This window comes from Pseudomonas sp. NY8896 (assembly GCF_039634505.1).
Genome location: NZ_CP132350.1, coordinates 1,967,593 through 1,984,464 on the forward strand (window position 1 = coordinate 1,967,593; position 16,872 = coordinate 1,984,464).

Here is a 16,872-nt window from a genome sequence, read left to right on the forward strand (position 1 = left end):
TTTGGACATGGTCGTACGGAGTACAGCGGGTGCAGATCCAGGGTCACTATGAGCTGAAGTTCGAAGCCGTGCGCGAAGCCTTTGCCGCGTTGTTCGATGATCCCCAGGAGCGTGGTGCCGCACTGTGCATCCAGGTGGGGGGCGAAACCGTTATTGACCTGTGGGCCGGCAGTGCCGACAAAGACGGCCAGCAGGCTTGGCACAGCGATACCATCGCCAACCTGTTCTCCTGCACCAAGACGTTCACCGCCGTCACCGCCCTGCAACTGGTCGGCGAGGGTAAGCTGGCCCTCGATGCCCCGGTGACCAACTACTGGCCCGAGTTCGCCCAGGCCGGTAAGCAGTCGGTCACTTTGCGCCAACTGCTCAGCCACCGTGCCGGCTTGCCGGCGATTCGCGAGCTGCTGCCGGCCGAGGCATTGTACGACTGGCAGACCATGGTCGATGCCCTGGCGGCCGAGACACCTTGGTGGACACCCGGCACCGAACACGGCTATGCCGCCATCACCTACGGCTGGCTGATCGGCGAGCTGATTCGCCGCGCCGATGGCCGTGGCCCTGGCGACTCGATCGTGGCCCGCACCGCCCGCCCGTTGGGGTTGGATTTCCACGTTGGCCTGGCAGACGAAGAGTTCCACCGCGTGGCGCATATCGCCCGTGGCAAAGGCAACCCGGGGGATGCCGCAGCGCAGCGCTTGCTACAGGTAACCATGCGTGAGCCAGAGGCGTTGTCGACCCGTGCATTCACCAACCCGCCGGCGATCCTGACCAGTACCAACAAGCCTGAATGGCGTCGTATGCAACAGCCAGCGGCCAATGGCCATGGCAACGCACGCAGCCTGGCGGGCTTCTATGCCGGGCTTCTTGACGGCAGCCTGCTCGAATCTGAACTGCTCGATGAACTGACCCGTGAACACAGCCTGGGTCAGGACCGTACCTTGCTCACCCAAACCCGCTTTGGCCTGGGCTGCATGCTCGACCAGCCCGAGGTGGCCAACGCCACCTTTGGCCTCGGCGCCCGCGCCTTCGGCCACCCCGGTGCCGGTGGTTCGGTCGGTTTTGCCGACCCGGAGCACGATGTGGCCTTCGGTTTCGTGGTCAATACCCTCGGCCCTTATGTGCTGATGGACCCACGCGCGCAAAAGTTGGTACGCGTCCTTGCCAGTTGCCTTTGATCGGGTAATGCGGGTATTGCCCACCCCCTTTGACTATCCTCAATGCCAACGCCTGAAGTGCCTAGGCAAAATATCTTTCTATTTCATGGTGTATCGCTGATGTCTTCACATAAAACCTTAGCACTCGCCCTGTGCCTGACCGCCGTTACCGGCTGCGCCAGCCACTCCCCGGACGGCTCCAAGGAAGGTGGCTCCAACTGGTGGCCTTTCGGTTCGGACAAGGTCGCCGAGCAGGAAGTGAAGGCAGCCGTCACTGAAAACGTGGCCAAGGCTGACGCCAAATCGGAGAGCGCCAGCCGTTGGTGGTGGCCGTTTGGTGGCGATGACAAGCAGGCCAAGGGCCCCGTGGTGCCGAAAATTGACCAGAAGGCCACCCAGGCCTGGCTGGACGAATACGAGCCTAAGCTGCGCGAAGCGATCAAGGACAGCAAGCTGGAGCTTGAGCGCCGCGACAATGTGCTGGCGGTAACCTTGCCGGTTGACAGCTCGTACAACCCTGACCGCCCGAACATGCTGTTGCCCATGACCCTCGGCCCGATCACCCGCGTGGCCAAGACCGTCGAAGGTGACCCCAAGACTGCCGTGCTGGTACTGGGCCATGCCGACAGCAGCGGTGCTGCCGCTGCCAACCAGAAACTCAGCCTGGAGCGCGCCGCTTCGGTATCGGCCATCTTCCGCCTCAGCGGCCTGCAGCGTGACCGCCTGACCCTCAAGGGCATGGGCTCGGTGATGCCGCGTGCGGCCAATGACAGCGCCGAGGGCCGCTCCCTGAACCGCCGCGTGGAAATGCTGCTGACCCCACAAAACACCATGGTCGCACTGTTGGCCAAGTATCAGCAGGCTGCTCCGGCACCTGCGCCGACCTCGATGGTGGCGGTACAGGATGCCAAGGCACCTGCTGCCAAGGCCACCGACAACAAGCCGGCTGCCAAGCCTGCGGCGAAGAAGCCCGTGGCCAAGGCCAAAGCACCTGTGAAGGCAACAGCCAAGAAGAAAGCGGCGCCGGCCAAGCCTGTTGCCAAGAAAGCTACCGCCGATAAAAAAGTAGCTGCCAATAGCCCTGCGAAGACCAACTGATCGTCAAGGAACGCAGCAATGACCCAATCCCTGGCCGATATGCGCCGCGACTACACCCGTGATGGCCTGGCTGAAGCCCAGGCGCCGGGGGAGCCGTTCGTCCTGTTCCACCAGTGGTTCGCCGATGCGGTGAAAACCGAGCAGGCGCCGGTGGAAGCCAACGCCATGACCCTGGCCACCGTGGACGGCGAAGGCCGCCCGCATTGCCGTGTATTGTTGCTGAAGGGGCTCGACGAGCAGGGCTTCACTTTCTTCACCAATTACGAAAGCGCCAAGGGCCAGCAATTGCAGGCCAACCCTTTTGCAGCCATGACCTTCTTCTGGCCGGCGCTGGAGCGCCAGGTGCGCATCGAAGGGCGGGTGGAGAAGGTCTCGGCGCAGGAGTCGGATGCCTACTATCAGGTGCGCCCGCTGGGCAGCCGCCTGGGGGCCTGGGCCTCGCCGCAGAGCCGGGTGATTGCCGGGCGTGAAGAGCTCGAGGGCCTGGTCAAGGCTACCGAAGCGCGCTTTTCCGACACCCAGCCGCACTGCCCTGAGCATTGGGGGGGCTACCGTTTGTTGCCTGAGCGCATCGAGTTCTGGCAGGGGCGGGCGAGCCGCTTGCATGACCGGTTGAATTACCGGTTCGTGAATGGGCAATGGCAGCGGGAGCGGCTGGCGCCCTGAGGTCCCGGGGCTGCTGCGACACAAGGCCGCTCCCACAGAGGCGATCGCGCTGTACCTGTGGAAGCGGCCTTGTGTCGCGATAGGGCCGCAAAGCAGCCACGACGATCGATCAGGCTACCCCGGATACTCCGCCGCTTCCCGCTCCAACCACCCTGCCAGTTGCTTGCGTCCCACCTTCTCCTGTCGCGCCTGTTCCAACCTTTCCAGCATGAACGCGCGCTTATCAGGATCGGCACCCGCCAGCGACAACGCCAGGTCGCGGTCCATCCAGCGGCGCATGCGCACATACAGCCACCCGTGGAAATACAGCCCCGCAACGGTGGCGACCACGACGATGAAGTAATCCATGGCTATCCTTGGTCTCACTTGAAAGGCCTTCGACACAGCCCGGCAGGCTGTACCCCGGCTGAATGAAAACAATTTTATTACGTTTGTACCGTGACAGCCGTCAATGTGCAGCGTCTAATGAGCACCTGACTTATGGAGACTTTACCCATGCGTAAATCCGCTTTGCTGGTGGCGACCTTTACCACCATGTCGCTGCTGCTGGGAGGCTGTGCCTCGAGCCTGACCGGTGACAGCTACTCCCGTGACGAGGCCCGCCGCGTGCAAACCGTGCGTATGGGCACCATCGAGTCCCTGCGCCCAGTCAAGATCGAGGGTACCAAGACCCCGATCGGCGGTGGTGCTGGTGCCATCGTGGGTGGCGTTGCTGGCAGCGCCGTTGGCGGTGGCCGTGGCAGCATCGTCGCTGCGGTGATCGGTGCTGTTGCCGGTGGCCTGGCAGGCTCCGCTGCCGAAGAAGGCCTGACTCGTACCCAAGGTGTCGAAATTACCGTACGTGAAGACGACGGCAGCATGCGCGCCTATGTGCAGGCCGTGCAGGAGAACGAAATCTTCCGCGTGGGTGACCGCGTGCGCATCATGACCGTTGACGGTACCAGCCGCGTTTCGCACTGACCGTAGCGCAGTAAAACAAAACCCCGACCTGGCTGCTGCCAGTCGGGGTTTTTTCATGCCTCAGCCAAATCAACCAACACGGGGCTTGCGGCTGGCCATGGCGGTGACGGCGTAGCCGATCACTGCGGCGAAGAACGAGCCGGTAAGAATCCCCATGCGGTCCATACCGGCGTATTCGCTACTGCCTGGGGAGAAGGCGAGCGAGCCAACGAACAGGCTCATGGTGAAGCCAATGCCGCAGAGTATCGCCACCCCCAGTATTTGCCCCCAGCCAGCACCAGCAGGTAGCGCGGCGAGGCGCAGCTTCACCGCCAGCCATGTCAGGCCGAAAACACCTACGGTTTTGCCCAGCAACAGGCCGACGGCGATGCCCATCGGCACGGGGTGGGTGAAGCTTTCTACGGTCATGCCAGCCAGCGAAACGCCGGCGTTGGCGAAGGCGAACAGTGGCAGGATGGCATAGGCCACCCAAGGGTGCAGGGCATGTTCCAGGGCCAGCAGCGGTGACGTTTCGGCGTTGCGCGTGCGCAGTGGGATGCACAAGGCCAGGGCGACACCGGCCAGGGTGGCATGCACGCCACTCTTGAGCACGCATACCCAGAGGATCAGGCCAATGACCATGTATGGCCCAAGCTTGACCACGCCAAGCCGGTTCATCGCTATCAGCACCACCAGGCAGGCCGCCGCCAGCAGCAGCGATACGCTCGACAGGGTACCGGAGTAGAACAGGGCGATGACAATGATCGCACCCAGGTCGTCGATGATCGCCAGGGTCATCAGGAACAGCTTCAGTGACACCGGCACGCGCTTGCCCAGTAGCGCCAGCACGCCGAGGGCAAAGGCGATGTCGGTGGCAGTTGGGATCGCCCAGCCGGCCACGGCCGCCGGGTTGTCACGGTTGATGAACCAGTAGATCAGTGCCGGCACCACCATGCCGCCAACGGCAGCAGTGGCAGGCAGGATGACCTGGGATGGCTTGGACAGGTGGCCGTCGACCACCTCGCGCTTGACCTCCAGGCCGATCAGCAGGAAGAACAGGGCCATCAGGCCATCGTTGATCCATAGCAGCAATGGCTTGGCGATGTTCAGCGCGCCGATCTGGACGGCGACGGGCACGTCGAGCAGCCCGCTGTACAGGTAGGACAGTGGCGAGTTGTTGATGATCAGGGCCAGAACGGCGGCGGCGATCAGCAGCAGGCCGCTGGCGGCTTCAAGCTGGAAAAAACGGGTGAACAGGCTACGCACGGGCTATAGGCTCTCCATGAGCAGTTTACGAATGGTACGGGCGTACACCCTAGCCTGTGGCGATATTCTTTAAAACAAAAACTATATTCGTTTTTGTTATATGGTGTTGCTGCCTTGGCTTAGTGAAGCCTAGATGCAGATGGAGGAGGAGGGGGTGAGGGGAAGGCTGGTCTTGGGGCCGGGTTATTCTGAAGTCTGCCAGCGCCCTCTCGCGGGCAAGCCCGTTGCCACAGTGACATCGCTGTCTCTGTGGGAGTTGGCTTACCCGCGAAGAGGCCTTGGAAGGCCTCAAGCAATCAGAGGCCGAGCATATCCCGTGCTACCGCCTCGGCAATGCGGATACCATCCACACCCGCGGACAGAATCCCGCCCGCGTAGCCGGCGCCTTCACCCGCGGGGAACAGCCCCTTGAGGTTCAGGCTCTGGTAATCCTCACCCCGGGTAATGCGCAGGGGCGACGAGGTACGCGTTTCGATCCCGGTCAACACCGCGTCATGCAGGTTGTAGCCTTTGATTTGGCGGTCGAATGCCGGCAGTGCCTCACGGATCGCCTCGATGGCGAAGTCCGGCAGGCTTGGCGCCAGATCACCCAGGGTCACGCCCGGCTTATAGGACGGCTCGACACTGCCCAGTGCGGTCGATGGCCGGCCGGCGACAAAGTCACCCACCAACTGCGCCGGGGCCTGGTAGTTGCTGCCACCCATCACGTAGGCATGGGCCTCCAGGCGTTCCTGCAGCTCGATACCGGCCAGCGGGCCACCCGGGTAGTCGCGCTCGGGGTCGATACCGACGACGATGCCGGAGTTGGCGTTGCGCTCGTTACGCGAGTACTGGCTCATGCCGTTGGTAACGACTCGGCCTGGCTCGCTGGTAGCCGCGACCACGGTGCCGCCTGGGCACATGCAGAAGCTGTATACGGAGCGGCCGTTCTTGGCGTGGTACACCAGCTTGTAGTCGGCGGCACCGAGTTTGGGGTGGCCGGCGTACTTGCCCAGGCGCGCCTTGTCGATCAGCGTTTGCGGGTGCTCGATGCGGAAGCCGACCGAGAATGGCTTGGCTTCCATGTACACGCCTTTGGCGTGCAGCATACGGAAGGTGTCGCGGGCGCTGTGGCCAAGGGCCAGGACCACATGGCGCGAGTGCAGCTGCTCGCCACTCTCCAGTACCACGCCAGTCAACTGGCCATCTTCGACCAGCAGGTCGGTGACCTTCTCCTGGAAGCGCACTTCGGCACCCAGGGCAATCATGTCCTGGCGCATCTGCTCGACCATGCCGGTGAGGCGGAAGGTGCCGATGTGCGGCTTGTTGATGTACAGGATTTCGTCCGGGGCACCGGCCTTGACGAACTCTTCCAGTACCTTGCGGCCGTGGTGCTGCGGGTCCTTGATCTGGCTGTACAGCTTGCCGTCGGAGAAGGTGCCGGCGCCGCCTTCGCCGAACTGCACGTTGGACTCTGGGTTGAGCACGCTCTTGCGCCACAGGCCCCAGGTGTCCTTGGTGCGCTGGCGCACTTCCTTGCCGCGTTCGAGGATGATCGGCTTGAACCCCATCTGTGCCAGCAGCAGGCCGGCAAAGATGCCGCACGGGCCGAAACCGACCACGATCGGGCGCTCCTGCATGTCGGCCGGGGCGTGGCCGACGTACTTGTAGGTCACGTCTGGTGCCACGCTGATGTTGCGATCGTCGGCGAACTTGCTGAGCAGTTCGGCTTCGTTGCTGGCTTCCAGATCGATGGTGTAGATGAACTGCAGTTCGCTGTTCTTCTTGCGCGCATCGTAGCTGCGCTTGAACAGGTTGAAGCTGAGCAATTGCTCGTCGCGGATGCCCAGGCGCTGGACGATGGCTTCACGCAGCGCTTCGTCAGGATGGTCCAGGGGCAGCTTCAGTTCGGTGATTCGTAGCATGGCAGGGTCCAGTATCCCGGCCATGGGCGGCCGGCGGCTTTACACAAACCGCCAAGTATAAGCTGTTCGCCGCCCTGACTGGCAGGATAAAAGTGCCCGGCGATCAGTTGTCGCGTGCGCCACCGTAGTAGCCGCAGCCTTGCAAGGTCTTGCCGTCGATGTGCAGTTCGGCGCGCAGGTGGCGCACGGCGCCGCTCATGCTGTCGACGCAGCGTTGCGGGGCGACCCACAGTTCCACGTGCTGACCGTTGGCTTCGCTGCTCAGGGTCAGGCCGCCGCCGGGCACTTCTTCTTCAAGGAACGGCAGGGGCAGCGGGTCTTTGCCGGGGCGCTCTATGATCATCCCCTTGCCGCTAGCTTTCACCGCCCAGAACGGCTCCTGGCCGTCGGCGCGCAGGGTTAGCTGCTTGAAGTTGGGGTCTTCGCAGGCACGGGCGGAGGGTTCCAGGCGGTACAGGCGACGCACTTCCAGCTGGCCGTCGTTGTTGGCCTGCTTGCTGCCGGTCAGGCGACCACGGACGTCGGCGAACAGCTTGTCATTGGCGTCCTTGGCAAGGTTGGCGGCCTCCTGCAGGATGCCAGTGGCGCCGACATCATTGATCACGAACGTGCGGTTTTCGCTGCATGGCTTGAACAGCAACTGGCCGTTGGCGGCACGTAGTTCGCCCTGCATGCGCGTGGTGCCGATGTTCGGGTCGCTTGGGGCGTTGGCCATGAGCTGGCAGCCGGCGAACAGGGGCAGCAGGGCGGTGAGCAGCAGGGTGGGGGTGAGGCGCATGGGGCGGGCTCCGGGGATCTTTGCCAAAGAGCTGGCCACGTTACGCAGGGTGTGCTGGGATCACAAGTCAGCAGGCATGAAAAAGGGCCCGAAGGCCCTTTCCCGATCAACCCCCAAGGTACGCGTCGCGCACCTTCGGGTCAGTCAACAGCGCTTCGCCTGTCCCTTGCATCACCACCCGGCCGTTCTCCAGCACATACGCCCGGTCGGCGATTTTCAGCGCCTGGTTGGCGTTTTGCTCCACCAGGAACACCGTCACGCCATCGCGGCGCAGCTGTTCGATGATGTCGAAGATCTGCTGGATGATGATCGGTGCCAGGCCCAGCGAAGGTTCGTCGAGCAGCAGCAGCTTGGGCTTGCTCATCAGCGCCCGGCCAATGGCGAGCATTTGCTGCTCGCCACCGGACATGGTGCCGCCACGCTGGATGTAACGTTCCTTCAGGCGCGGGAACAGCTGCAGCACCTTGTCCAGTTGCTCCTGATAATCGCCTTTGTCGGTGAAGAAACCACCCATCGCCAGGTTTTCCTCTACGGTCAGGCGGGCGAACACGCGGCGGCCTTCCGGCACTACGGCGATGCTCTTGCGCATGATGTGCGAGGACGGCTGGCCGACCAGTTCTTCACCCAGGTACTTGATGCTGCCACTGTGCGCCTGCGGCGAGCCGCACAGGGTCATCAGCAACGTCGACTTACCGGCGCCGTTGGCGCCGATCAGGGTGACGATCTCGCCCTGGTTGATTTCCACGTTGACGCTGTGCAGCGCCTGGATCTTGCCGTAGAAGGTGGAAACGTTTTCGAACTTCAGCATTTACGCTTCCCCCAGGTAGGCTTTGATCACATCAGGGTTGTCGCGGATCTCTTCCGGTGTGCCGTGGGCCAGAGGGGTGCCCTGATTGATCACCACGATATGGTCGGAGATGCTCATCACCAGCTTCATGTCGTGCTCGATCAGCAGCACGGTGACGTTGTGCGACTCGCGCAGGTAGGCGATCAATGCCTTGAGGTCTTCGGTTTCCTTCGGGTTCAGGCCCGCGGCCGGTTCGTCGAGCATGATGATGCGTGGCTGGGTCATCATGCAGCGGGCGATTTCCAGGCGGCGCTGCTGGCCGTAGGCGAGGGTGCCGGCGGTACGGTTGGCGAACTCGGTCAGGTTGACCTTTTCCAGCCAGTACTGCGCGCGTTCCATGGCCTCCTTTTCGCTGCGGCGGAAGCCCGGGGTCTTGAACAAGCCAGCGAAAAAGTTGGTGTTGAGGTGGCGGTGCTGGGCGATCAGCAGGTTTTCCAGCGCGGTCATTTCCTTGAACAGGCGCACGTTCTGGAAGGTCCGCACCACACCCTTGCGGGCGATCTGGTGGCCGGCCAGGCCCTGGATCGGCTGGCCATCGAGCAGGATGGTGCCGCCGCTGGGCTTGTAGAAACCGGTCAGGCAGTTGAACACGGTGGTCTTGCCGGCGCCGTTGGGGCCGATCAACGCCACCACCTGTTTTTCCTTGACGGTCAGGCCCACGCCGTTGACCGCCAACAAGCCGCCGAAGCGCATGCTCAGGCCGCTGACTTGCAGAATTTCGCGGCTCATCGACGCAGCTCCATGTGTGGACGTTGCATAGGCAGCAGGCCTTGCGGACGCCAGATCATCATCAACACCATCAGCGCACCGAACATCAGCATCCGGTATTCGCTGAACTCACGCATCAGCTCGGGCAGCAGGATCATCACGATGGCCGCGAGAATCACGCCCAGTTGTGAGCCCATGCCGCCAAGCACGACGATGGCGAGGATGATCGCCGACTCGATGAAGGTGAACGACTCCGGCGTCACCAGGCCTTGGCGCGCGGCGAAGAAGCTACCGGCGAAACCGGCGAAGCAGGCACCCAGGGTGAACGCCGAGAGTTTGATCACGGTCGGGTTGAGGCCCAGTGCGCGGCAGGCGATCTCGTCTTCGCGCAGGGCTTCCCAGGCGCGGCCGATCGGCATGCGCAGCAGGCGGTTGATGACGAACAGCGCCAGCAGCGCCAGCAGCAGGGCCACCAGGTAGAGGAAGATGACCTTGTTGATCGAGTTGTATTCCAGGCCGAAGAACTCGTGGAAGGTCTGCATGCCCTCGGCGGCGCGGCGTTCGAAGGTCAGGCCGAAGAACTCCGGCTTGGGGATGTTGCTGATGCCGTTGGGGCCGCCGGTCCAGTCGGTGAGGTTACGCAGGAACAGGCGGATGATCTCGCCGAAGCCGAGGGTCACGATCGCCAGGTAGTCACCCCGCAGGCGCAGTACCGGGAAGCCGAGCAGGAAGCCGAAGGTGGCGGCCATCAGGCCGGCAATCGGCAGGCACACCCAGAAGCTCCAGCCCAGGTAGTGCGAGAGCATGGCGTAGCTGTAGGCGCCGACGGCGTAGAAGCCGACATAGCCAAGGTCGAGCAGGCCCGCCAGGCCGACCACGATGTTCAGGCCAAGGCCCAGCAACACGTAGATCAGGATCAGCGTGGCAATGTCGACCGCACCGCGCGAGCCGAAGAACGGCCACACCAGTGCCGCCACGATCAACCCGATGATCACATAGCGCTGGGTCTTGGGCAGGGTCAGGTAGTTGCTGACGGCCGGCGGGATCAGCTTGCGATCCGAACGGCGGCCCATCACCGAGCTCCACTGCTTGTCGAACAGCACACGCAGGAACATCAGCACCGAACACACGGCGATGATGCTGATGGTGAACGAGCCCTGGCTGTGCACGGCCAGGCTGATGCCGTCGATGCTCAGTTTCAGGCCCAGTACCGGGAAGGCCACGGCCCATACCAGCAAGGCGCTGAAGAACGCCTGTTTGAGATTTTTGTTCATACTTTTTCAACCTCCGGGCGGCCCAGAATGCCGGTCGGCCGGAACAGCAAGACAAGAACCAACAAGCCGAATGCCACCACGTCCTTGTACTGGTCGCCGAAGATGTCGGCGCCAAAGGCTTCCGCTACACCCAGCACCAGGCCGCCGAGCATGGCGCCCGGAATGCTGCCGATGCCACCCAGCACCGCCGCAGTGAAGGCCTTCAGGCCCACCAGGAAACCGGCGTTGGGGTTGATCACCCCGTACTGCATGCTCAGCAGCACGGCTGCCACGGCTGCCAGGGCGGCACCGATGACGAAGGTGAGGGCGATGATGTTGTTGGTGTTGATGCCCAGCAGGTTGGCCATCTTGATGTCTTCGGCGCAGGCGCGGCAGGCGCGGCCCAGGCGGGAGCGGGAGATGAACAGGGTGAGCAGGGTCATGGCCACCAGGGTGACCACGAACACCAGGACTTGCATGTAGCTGATCAGTACTTCTTCAGCACCGCCTGGCCCGAAGGAGAAGCTGCCGGGGATCAGGTTGGGGATGGATTTGTCCTTGGAGTCTTGCGACAGCAAGACGGTGTTCTGCAGGAAGATCGACATGCCGATGGCGGAAATCAGCGGAATCAACCGGTTGCTGTTGCGCAGAGGGCGATAGGCAACCCGTTCGATACTGTAGCCATAGGCACTGGTGACGAAGATCGTCGCGACAAAGGCGACGGTCATCAGGATCGGCAGCGAATGGATGCCCATCATGGCCAGGCCCGCCAGGGCGATGAAGGCCACGTAGGAACCGATCATGTACACCTCGCCATGGGCGAAGTTGATCATGCCAATGATGCCGTACACCATCGTGTAGCCGATGGCGATCAAGGCATAGGTGCTGCCGATGGTCAATCCATTAACCAGTTGTTGGAAGAAATGGTAGATCTCAGGCATTACAGCGCTCCTAAAAACCTGATTTGCATTTCGCTGGCGGGGGTAGGCCAGGAAACCGCGGGTGACGGTTTTAAGATTTTCAGGTGAGCCCGCCCCCGGATCGCGGGGATCGGGCCCATGAACCTCGTAAAACAAAGCCCACTGCTCGCACAGTGGGCTTCTACGGTCAGCTATTTAGTCACGCAGTTACTGAGGGGAGACTTCGGTCTTCGGCTTGCCGAAGTGCCATTCGTAGACCACGAACTTGAAGTCTTTCAGATCGCCTTTCTCGTCATACGACAGGGTGCCGGTAGGGGTCTTGAACGAGCCGGCGTGGATGGCAGCAGCCACCTTGTCGGTGTCTTCGGACTTGGCGGCCTTGATGCCTTGGGCGATCAGCTCGACAGCCGAGTAGGCCGGGAATACGAACGGGCCGCTTGGGTCCTTGCCGTCAGCCTTGATGGCGTCGACGATCTTCTTGTTCTCAGGGTCGGCGTCGAACGACTTCGGCAGGGTGACCAGCAGGCCTTCGGAGGCGTTCTGGGCGATCTGCGAAATGGAGTCGTTACCCACGCCCTCTGGGCCCATGAACTTGGCTTTCAGGCCTTTTTCCTGGGCCTGGCGCAGGATCAGGCCCAGTTCTGGGTGGTAGCCGCCGTAGTAGACGAAGTCGACGTTGTTCTGCTTGAGCTTCTGGATGATCGAGGAGAAGTCTTTGTCGCCGGCGTTCAGGCCTTCGAAGACGGCAACCTTGGTGCCTTTGGCTTCGAGGGTTTGCTTGACCGCGGTGGCAATGCCTTCACCGTACTGCTGCTTGTCGTGCAGTACCGCAACCACTTTCGGCTTGACGTGGTCGGCGATGTAGTTGCCGGCGGCTGGGCCCTGGGCGCTGTCCAGGCCGATGGTACGGAAGATCAGCTTGTAGCCACGGGCGGTGATTTCCGGCGAGGTGGCGGCCGGGGTGATCATGATCACGCCTTCGTCTTCGTAGATGTCGGACGCTGGCTGGGTGGAGCTGGAGCACAGGTGACCGATGACGAACTTGACGCCGTCGTTGACCACTTTGTTGGCGACTGCCACGGCCTGTTTAGGGTCGCAGGCGTCGTCGTATTCCTTGGCTTCGAGCATCTTGCCATCGACGCCGCCCGCGGCGTTGATATCCTTGATGGCTTGCTTGGCGCCGATGAACTGCATGTCGCCGTACTGGGTCACAGGACCCGTTTTAGGACCGGCGATGCCGATCTTGATGGTATCGGCGGCAAACGAATGGCTGGCTACCCCGGCCAGAACCATTGCGGCGAACAGCTTGGAAATCTTGATCATAGTGCTCCACTCATTCTGTTGTAATTCTTATAGTCCTGGCGGCCAGGGCTACAGACCGGGCGGGATTTGCGGCGTGGCTGTGCCAACGCGCAAGCCCACCTTCCCCCGGAACATGTCCCGGAACTGTACCGGTACAGTGTAGAGCGCTGTTCGAGCGCTTGAAAAGCGGTCGAAAAGTGCCTGCTTCCTGGGTTGTCGCTTGATCGACAGAAAGATACAGAAAGGCGCCATCAAACTGCCTGCATCTGCGACCCCGCCCCACAACTTCGGGGTCAATCGACCAAATTACATATTTGAAACCGGGTTTTTCTGCAAAAATGCCGGCCTTTTTAAATTGGCGATTTTTGCGGATACCACCCATGACTGATCAAACAAGCACCCTCTATGCCAAATTGCTTGGCGAGACGGCAATCATCGAGTGGAAAGCACTGGAACGTTTCTGGGCCAAGGGTGACCTGATTTGGGTCGACCCCAGCCTGGACCTGATCACCGTTGCCGAAGCGATGGCCGAGAATCGCAGCGAGATCTTCGCCAAGTGGCGTAGTGATGGCACCGTTGGGCCGGTCTCGGCCGAGCAGGCACTGGACCTGCAAAGCCGCGATCCAGAGATCTGGGCGGTGGTGGTTTCGCCGTTCATCGTGATCCAGGTGAAGCACACGGAAGAGGCGTGATCTTTTTTGGTGCGCAAAAATACGCAGCAGCCCCGTTTTAGTGCTTGAAGCCGTGCAAGGCGGGTAGAGGTAAGTAACAATTCGGCGTGGCGGTAACAGTTTACGGGATGCGTAATGGGGCTGCCTTGCGGCCTGGATTGATATCGAATTTGTCTGGAGACGTTGATGAGCTCACAACTACCTTCGCTTGGATTCGCCGGCATCGGCCTGATGGGCCTGCCCATGTGCCGCCGTCTATTGGCAGCGGGATATCCGCTGACGGTATGGAACCGTAGCCCAGACAAGTGTGCCGCCCTGGTCGCTGCCGGCGCGCGCCTGGCCAGCAGCCCGGCCCAATTGTGCCGCGACAGCGACATGGTGCTGCTGTGCCTGGCCGACACAGCAGTGGTGCGCGAGGTGGTGTTCGGCGAGCAAGGCATTGCCCAGGGCGGGCGCAGCGGCCAGTTGCTGATCGATTTCTCAAGCCTGGAACCAACCGCCACCCGTGAAATGGCAGCCGAACTGGCAGCACTGTGTGGCATGGCGTGGTTGGATGCGCCGGTATCTGGCGGTACGCCAGGTGCTGAAGCAGGCACACTGGCCATCATGGTCGGTGGTGAGGTGGCCGACTTGCAGCGTGCACACCCGGTGCTGCAGGTGCTTGGCCAGCGCGTGACGCACATGGGGGCGGTAGGCGCGGGCCAGGTGACCAAGGCCTGCAACCAGATGATCGTAGCCTGCAATGCCCTGGTGATTGCCGAAGTAGTGGCATTGGCCGAGCAGTCGGGCGTAGACGCGACACTGATTGCCGAAGCGCTGGCCGGTGGCTTTGCCGATTCCAAGCCGTTGCAGATCCTGGCGCCGCAGATGGCCGAGAGCCGCTTCGAGCCGATCAAGTGGCATGTACGCACGCTGCTCAAGGACCTGGATGGCGCGGTCAAGTTCTCCCGTGAGCAAGGCTCGGCGACGCCGCTCAGCGGCCTCGCCGCGCAATTGATGCGCCTGCACGGTAGCCAGGGTTACCTGCAAAAAGACCCGGCGACCCTGGTGGAGCTGTACCGCAACAAGGCGTGAGTACGCCGTTCTGGCGCTGTAGCCGCTCCAGCAGCGGCCGCAGCTCTGCCAGCGGCACGGGGCGCCCCAGCAGGTAGCCCTGCAGGTAGTCGCAACCGTGGCTTTCCAGGAAGGCCTGTTGTTCGGCGGTTTCCACGCCCTCGCTGACGACCTGCAAGTGCAGGGTATGCGCCATGATGATGATCGCCTGGACGATTTCGCGGTCTTTCTGGCTGCCCGGCACATCCTGCAGGAAGGTGCGGTCGATTTTCAGCACGTCCAGTGGCAGGCGCTTGAGGTAGGCCAGTGACGAGTAGCCAGTGCCAAAGTCATCGATCGACAGCGCCACGCCCAGGGCGCGCACGCGCTTGAGCAGGCTGACCGTACGCTGGATATCGCCCATCAGTGCGTTCTCGGTCACCTCCAGCTCAAGTTGGCGCGGCGCCAGGGCGGCATGGAACAGCGCCTTTTCAACTTCGTTGGGCAGTTCGTCGTGGCTGAGGGTGACTGCCGAGCAGTTGACCGTGACCTTGAGTTCGCCGTAGCCGTGGCGCTGCAAGTAGGCCAGGTCGGCGCAGGCGTGGCGCAATACCCACAAGTCGAGGTCGATGATCAGGCCGTTGGCTTCGGCAATGCCGATGAAACGGTCGGGCCCCAGCAGGCCGTGTTGCGGGTGCTGCCAGCGCAGCAGCGCTTCCAGTTTGGCCACTTGCCCGCTGCGCAGGTCGAAGATGGGCTGGTAGTGCACGCACAACCCGCGCTCTTCCAACAGGGCCAGTCTCAGCTCTTCTTCCAGTTGCAGTGCAATCGAAGCCCTGGCCTTCAGGCTGTCGTTGAAGAAGTTCAGGCTGTTGCGGCCGTTGTCCTTGGATTGATAGAGGGCCAGGTCGGCGTGCTTGAGCAACTCTTCGGCTGTGCTGCCGTCGTCCGGGAAGATGCTCACGCCAATGCTGGTGGTCATGACCATGCGCCGGCCGCCCAGGTCGATGGGGTCTTTCATTCGTTGCATGATGCGCTGGGCCAGGTGACGGGCTTCGTCGCGGCTGTTGAGGCTGGTGACCACACAGAACTCGTCGCCACCCAAGCGCGCAACCAGGTCTTGGCTGCGGGTAGCGGCCTTGATGTGGTTGGCGATCACCTTGAGCAGCTCGTCACCGGCGTCGTGGCCGAGGCTGTCGTTGATGCGCTTGAAATGGTCGATGTCGAGGAACATCACCGCCAGGCGGTTTTCGTTGGCCTGGTGTTCGACCAGGCGTTCGGCGAACACCTGGTTGAAACCACGGCGATTGACCAGGTTGGTCAGGGCATCGTAATGCGCGGCCTGCTGCAGTGACGCGCGGGCTTGGTCCAGTTGGCTGAGCAGCACGCTGACCCGACGCAGATCGTGCTCTTTGCTCTGCAGCTTCTTGTCGGCCAGCGCGGCGCTGATGCTGGCGCCACTGATCAGCAGGGTGATGAAGCCAATGCCCAGCGCCAGTTGCAGGCTGTTGTCGCCAGACGGCAGACGCAGTGCGGTATCGGCCGGGATGACCAGGGTCATGGCTGACATCGCGGTGAAATGGGTGGTAACGATACCGCCTGCCAGCAGCAGGCTGGCGCCGTACTTCATGGCCTGGTACAGGGTGCCGCTGCCATTGCGCAAATAGCGAGCCAGGCACAACGCGGCCAGGCTCGTGAGCAGGGCGATGGCGGCAGAGGCCAGCAGCAGGCCGGTCTGGTAGTACTGGACGGCGCCGGTTTCCATTGCGGCCATGCCGACAAAATGCATCAGGATGATGCCCAGGCCAATCAGCGCAGCGCTAAGCACAAAGTGATACGCGCGCATCTGGCTGCGTTCGAGGCTGTGCATGGCCAGCCAGGCGACACCCAGGGCAATGAGCAGCGAGAGGATGGTCAGCGAGACGTCATAGTGCACTTCCACCGGGGCCTGGAAGGCCAGCATGCTGATGAAGTGCATGGCCCAGATGCCGCCGGCCAGGCAGCAGGCGCCGAGCATGTTCCATTGCCGGTGTGCGGTGGGGTCGTCGCTGTGTGACTGGCGTTCGGCCATGTCGAGGGTAGCGAAGCAGGACGCGCTGGCGACGAAGTAGGCGAGTAGAACCAGTAACGGTTCATGCCGGCAATCGATGACGATGCGCCCGGTTGCCGGAAGATCAGCGAACAGTTGCAGCCCCAGCCATTCCATGGAATGCCTCTTGATCGAGTTTTCACTCGTCTGCGCAACCACCCTGTGCAGACTGTCCAGAGGCAGTATAGGAAGGAGTATTTAAGCCTTCCTGACTAATGGCACATTGATTTGTACGATTTGGTTAT

The 16,872-nt window shown here is 62.2% G+C and carries 16 protein-coding genes; 6 read left to right on the forward strand and 10 right to left on the reverse strand.

Annotation, left to right across the window (positions count from 1 at the left end):
• Nucleotides 1-29: 29 nt before the first annotated feature.
• The 3 genes from Q9451_RS08825 to pdxH all read left to right on the forward strand — a co-directional run bounded on the left by Q9451_RS08825 (nt 30) and on the right by pdxH (nt 2,918).
• On the forward strand, nt 30-1,175 hold the full coding sequence (locus Q9451_RS08825; protein WP_012273847.1) for an EstA family serine hydrolase: 1,146 nt from the start codon (nt 30-32) through the stop codon (nt 1,173-1,175).
• Nucleotides 1,176-1,274: 99 nt separating this feature from the next.
• Complete coding sequence (locus tag Q9451_RS08830; RefSeq protein WP_012273846.1) at nt 1,275-2,252, forward strand: OmpA family protein; 978 nt, start codon at nt 1,275-1,277, stop codon at nt 2,250-2,252.
• 18 nt (nt 2,253-2,270) lie between these two features.
• Nucleotides 2,271-2,918, forward strand: a complete 648-nt coding sequence (gene pdxH, locus Q9451_RS08835) for a pyridoxamine 5'-phosphate oxidase (protein ID WP_012273845.1) — start codon at nt 2,271-2,273, stop codon at nt 2,916-2,918.
• A gap of 114 nt (nt 2,919-3,032) precedes the next feature.
• On the opposite strand, the gene Q9451_RS08840 is transcribed toward pdxH, so the two are convergent.
• The gene (locus tag Q9451_RS08840) at nt 3,033-3,266 is read right to left on the reverse strand and encodes a hypothetical protein (RefSeq protein ID WP_012273844.1); all 234 of its coding nucleotides are present in this window, start codon (nt 3,264-3,266) and stop codon (nt 3,033-3,035) included.
• Nucleotides 3,267-3,413: 147 nt separating this feature from the next.
• On the opposite strand from Q9451_RS08840, the gene Q9451_RS08845 reads away from it, so the two are divergent.
• On the forward strand, nt 3,414-3,878 hold the full coding sequence (locus Q9451_RS08845) for a glycine zipper 2TM domain-containing protein (RefSeq protein WP_009684613.1): 465 nt from the start codon (nt 3,414-3,416) through the stop codon (nt 3,876-3,878).
• Nucleotides 3,879-3,947: 69 nt separating this feature from the next.
• On the opposite strand, the gene nhaA is transcribed toward Q9451_RS08845, so the two are convergent.
• The 8 genes from nhaA to Q9451_RS08885 form a co-directional block, all read right to left on the reverse strand.
• Nucleotides 3,948-5,123: a Na+/H+ antiporter NhaA gene (gene nhaA, locus Q9451_RS08850; protein WP_012273843.1), complete on the reverse strand. Its 1,176-nt coding sequence runs from the start codon at nt 5,121-5,123 to the stop codon at nt 3,948-3,950.
• Between the two features lie 296 nt (nt 5,124-5,419).
• Nucleotides 5,420-7,027, reverse strand: coding sequence for an NAD(P)/FAD-dependent oxidoreductase (locus Q9451_RS08855; protein ID WP_012273842.1), 1,608 nt, complete (start codon nt 7,025-7,027; stop codon nt 5,420-5,422).
• Between the two features lie 103 nt (nt 7,028-7,130).
• Nucleotides 7,131-7,805, reverse strand: coding sequence for a membrane protein (locus tag Q9451_RS08860; protein ID WP_012273841.1), 675 nt, complete (start codon nt 7,803-7,805; stop codon nt 7,131-7,133).
• 106 nt (nt 7,806-7,911) lie between these two features.
• Nucleotides 7,912-8,613 (reverse strand): ABC transporter ATP-binding protein, encoded by a 702-nt coding sequence (locus Q9451_RS08865; RefSeq protein ID WP_003254879.1) that lies wholly within the window; start codon nt 8,611-8,613, stop codon nt 7,912-7,914.
• Nucleotides 8,614-9,381: a high-affinity branched-chain amino acid ABC transporter ATP-binding protein LivG gene (gene livG, locus Q9451_RS08870; RefSeq protein WP_012273840.1), complete on the reverse strand. Its 768-nt coding sequence runs from the start codon at nt 9,379-9,381 to the stop codon at nt 8,614-8,616.
• A complete protein-coding gene (locus Q9451_RS08875) occupies nt 9,378-10,634 on the reverse strand; it encodes a high-affinity branched-chain amino acid ABC transporter permease LivM (RefSeq protein ID WP_012273839.1) in 1,257 nt (418 codons plus the stop codon). Before Q9451_RS08875 ends, livG begins: the two co-directional genes overlap by 4 nt.
• Nucleotides 10,631-11,554: a high-affinity branched-chain amino acid ABC transporter permease LivH gene (livH, locus tag Q9451_RS08880; protein ID WP_003254876.1), complete on the reverse strand. Its 924-nt coding sequence runs from the start codon at nt 11,552-11,554 to the stop codon at nt 10,631-10,633. Before livH ends, Q9451_RS08875 begins: the two co-directional genes overlap by 4 nt.
• A 186-nt stretch (nt 11,555-11,740) precedes the next feature.
• Complete coding sequence (locus Q9451_RS08885; protein ID WP_012273838.1) at nt 11,741-12,856, reverse strand: branched-chain amino acid ABC transporter substrate-binding protein; 1,116 nt, start codon at nt 12,854-12,856, stop codon at nt 11,741-11,743.
• 359 nt (nt 12,857-13,215) lie between these two features.
• Between Q9451_RS08885 and Q9451_RS08890 the strand changes: the two genes are divergently transcribed.
• Together Q9451_RS08890 and Q9451_RS08895 are read left to right on the forward strand one after the other, a co-directional pair.
• The gene (locus Q9451_RS08890) at nt 13,216-13,527 is read left to right on the forward strand and encodes a DUF2288 domain-containing protein (RefSeq protein ID WP_012273837.1); all 312 of its coding nucleotides are present in this window, start codon (nt 13,216-13,218) and stop codon (nt 13,525-13,527) included.
• A 165-nt stretch (nt 13,528-13,692) separates the two neighbouring features.
• Nucleotides 13,693-14,580, forward strand: coding sequence for an NAD(P)-dependent oxidoreductase (locus tag Q9451_RS08895; RefSeq protein WP_012273836.1), 888 nt, complete (start codon nt 13,693-13,695; stop codon nt 14,578-14,580).
• Here the strand turns inward: Q9451_RS08895 and Q9451_RS08900 are convergent.
• Nucleotides 14,480-16,744, reverse strand: coding sequence for an EAL domain-containing protein (locus Q9451_RS08900; protein WP_012273835.1), 2,265 nt, complete (start codon nt 16,742-16,744; stop codon nt 14,480-14,482). The two genes, Q9451_RS08895 and Q9451_RS08900, sit on opposite strands and share 101 nt — an antisense overlap.
• Nucleotides 16,745-16,872 lie beyond the last annotated feature (128 nt).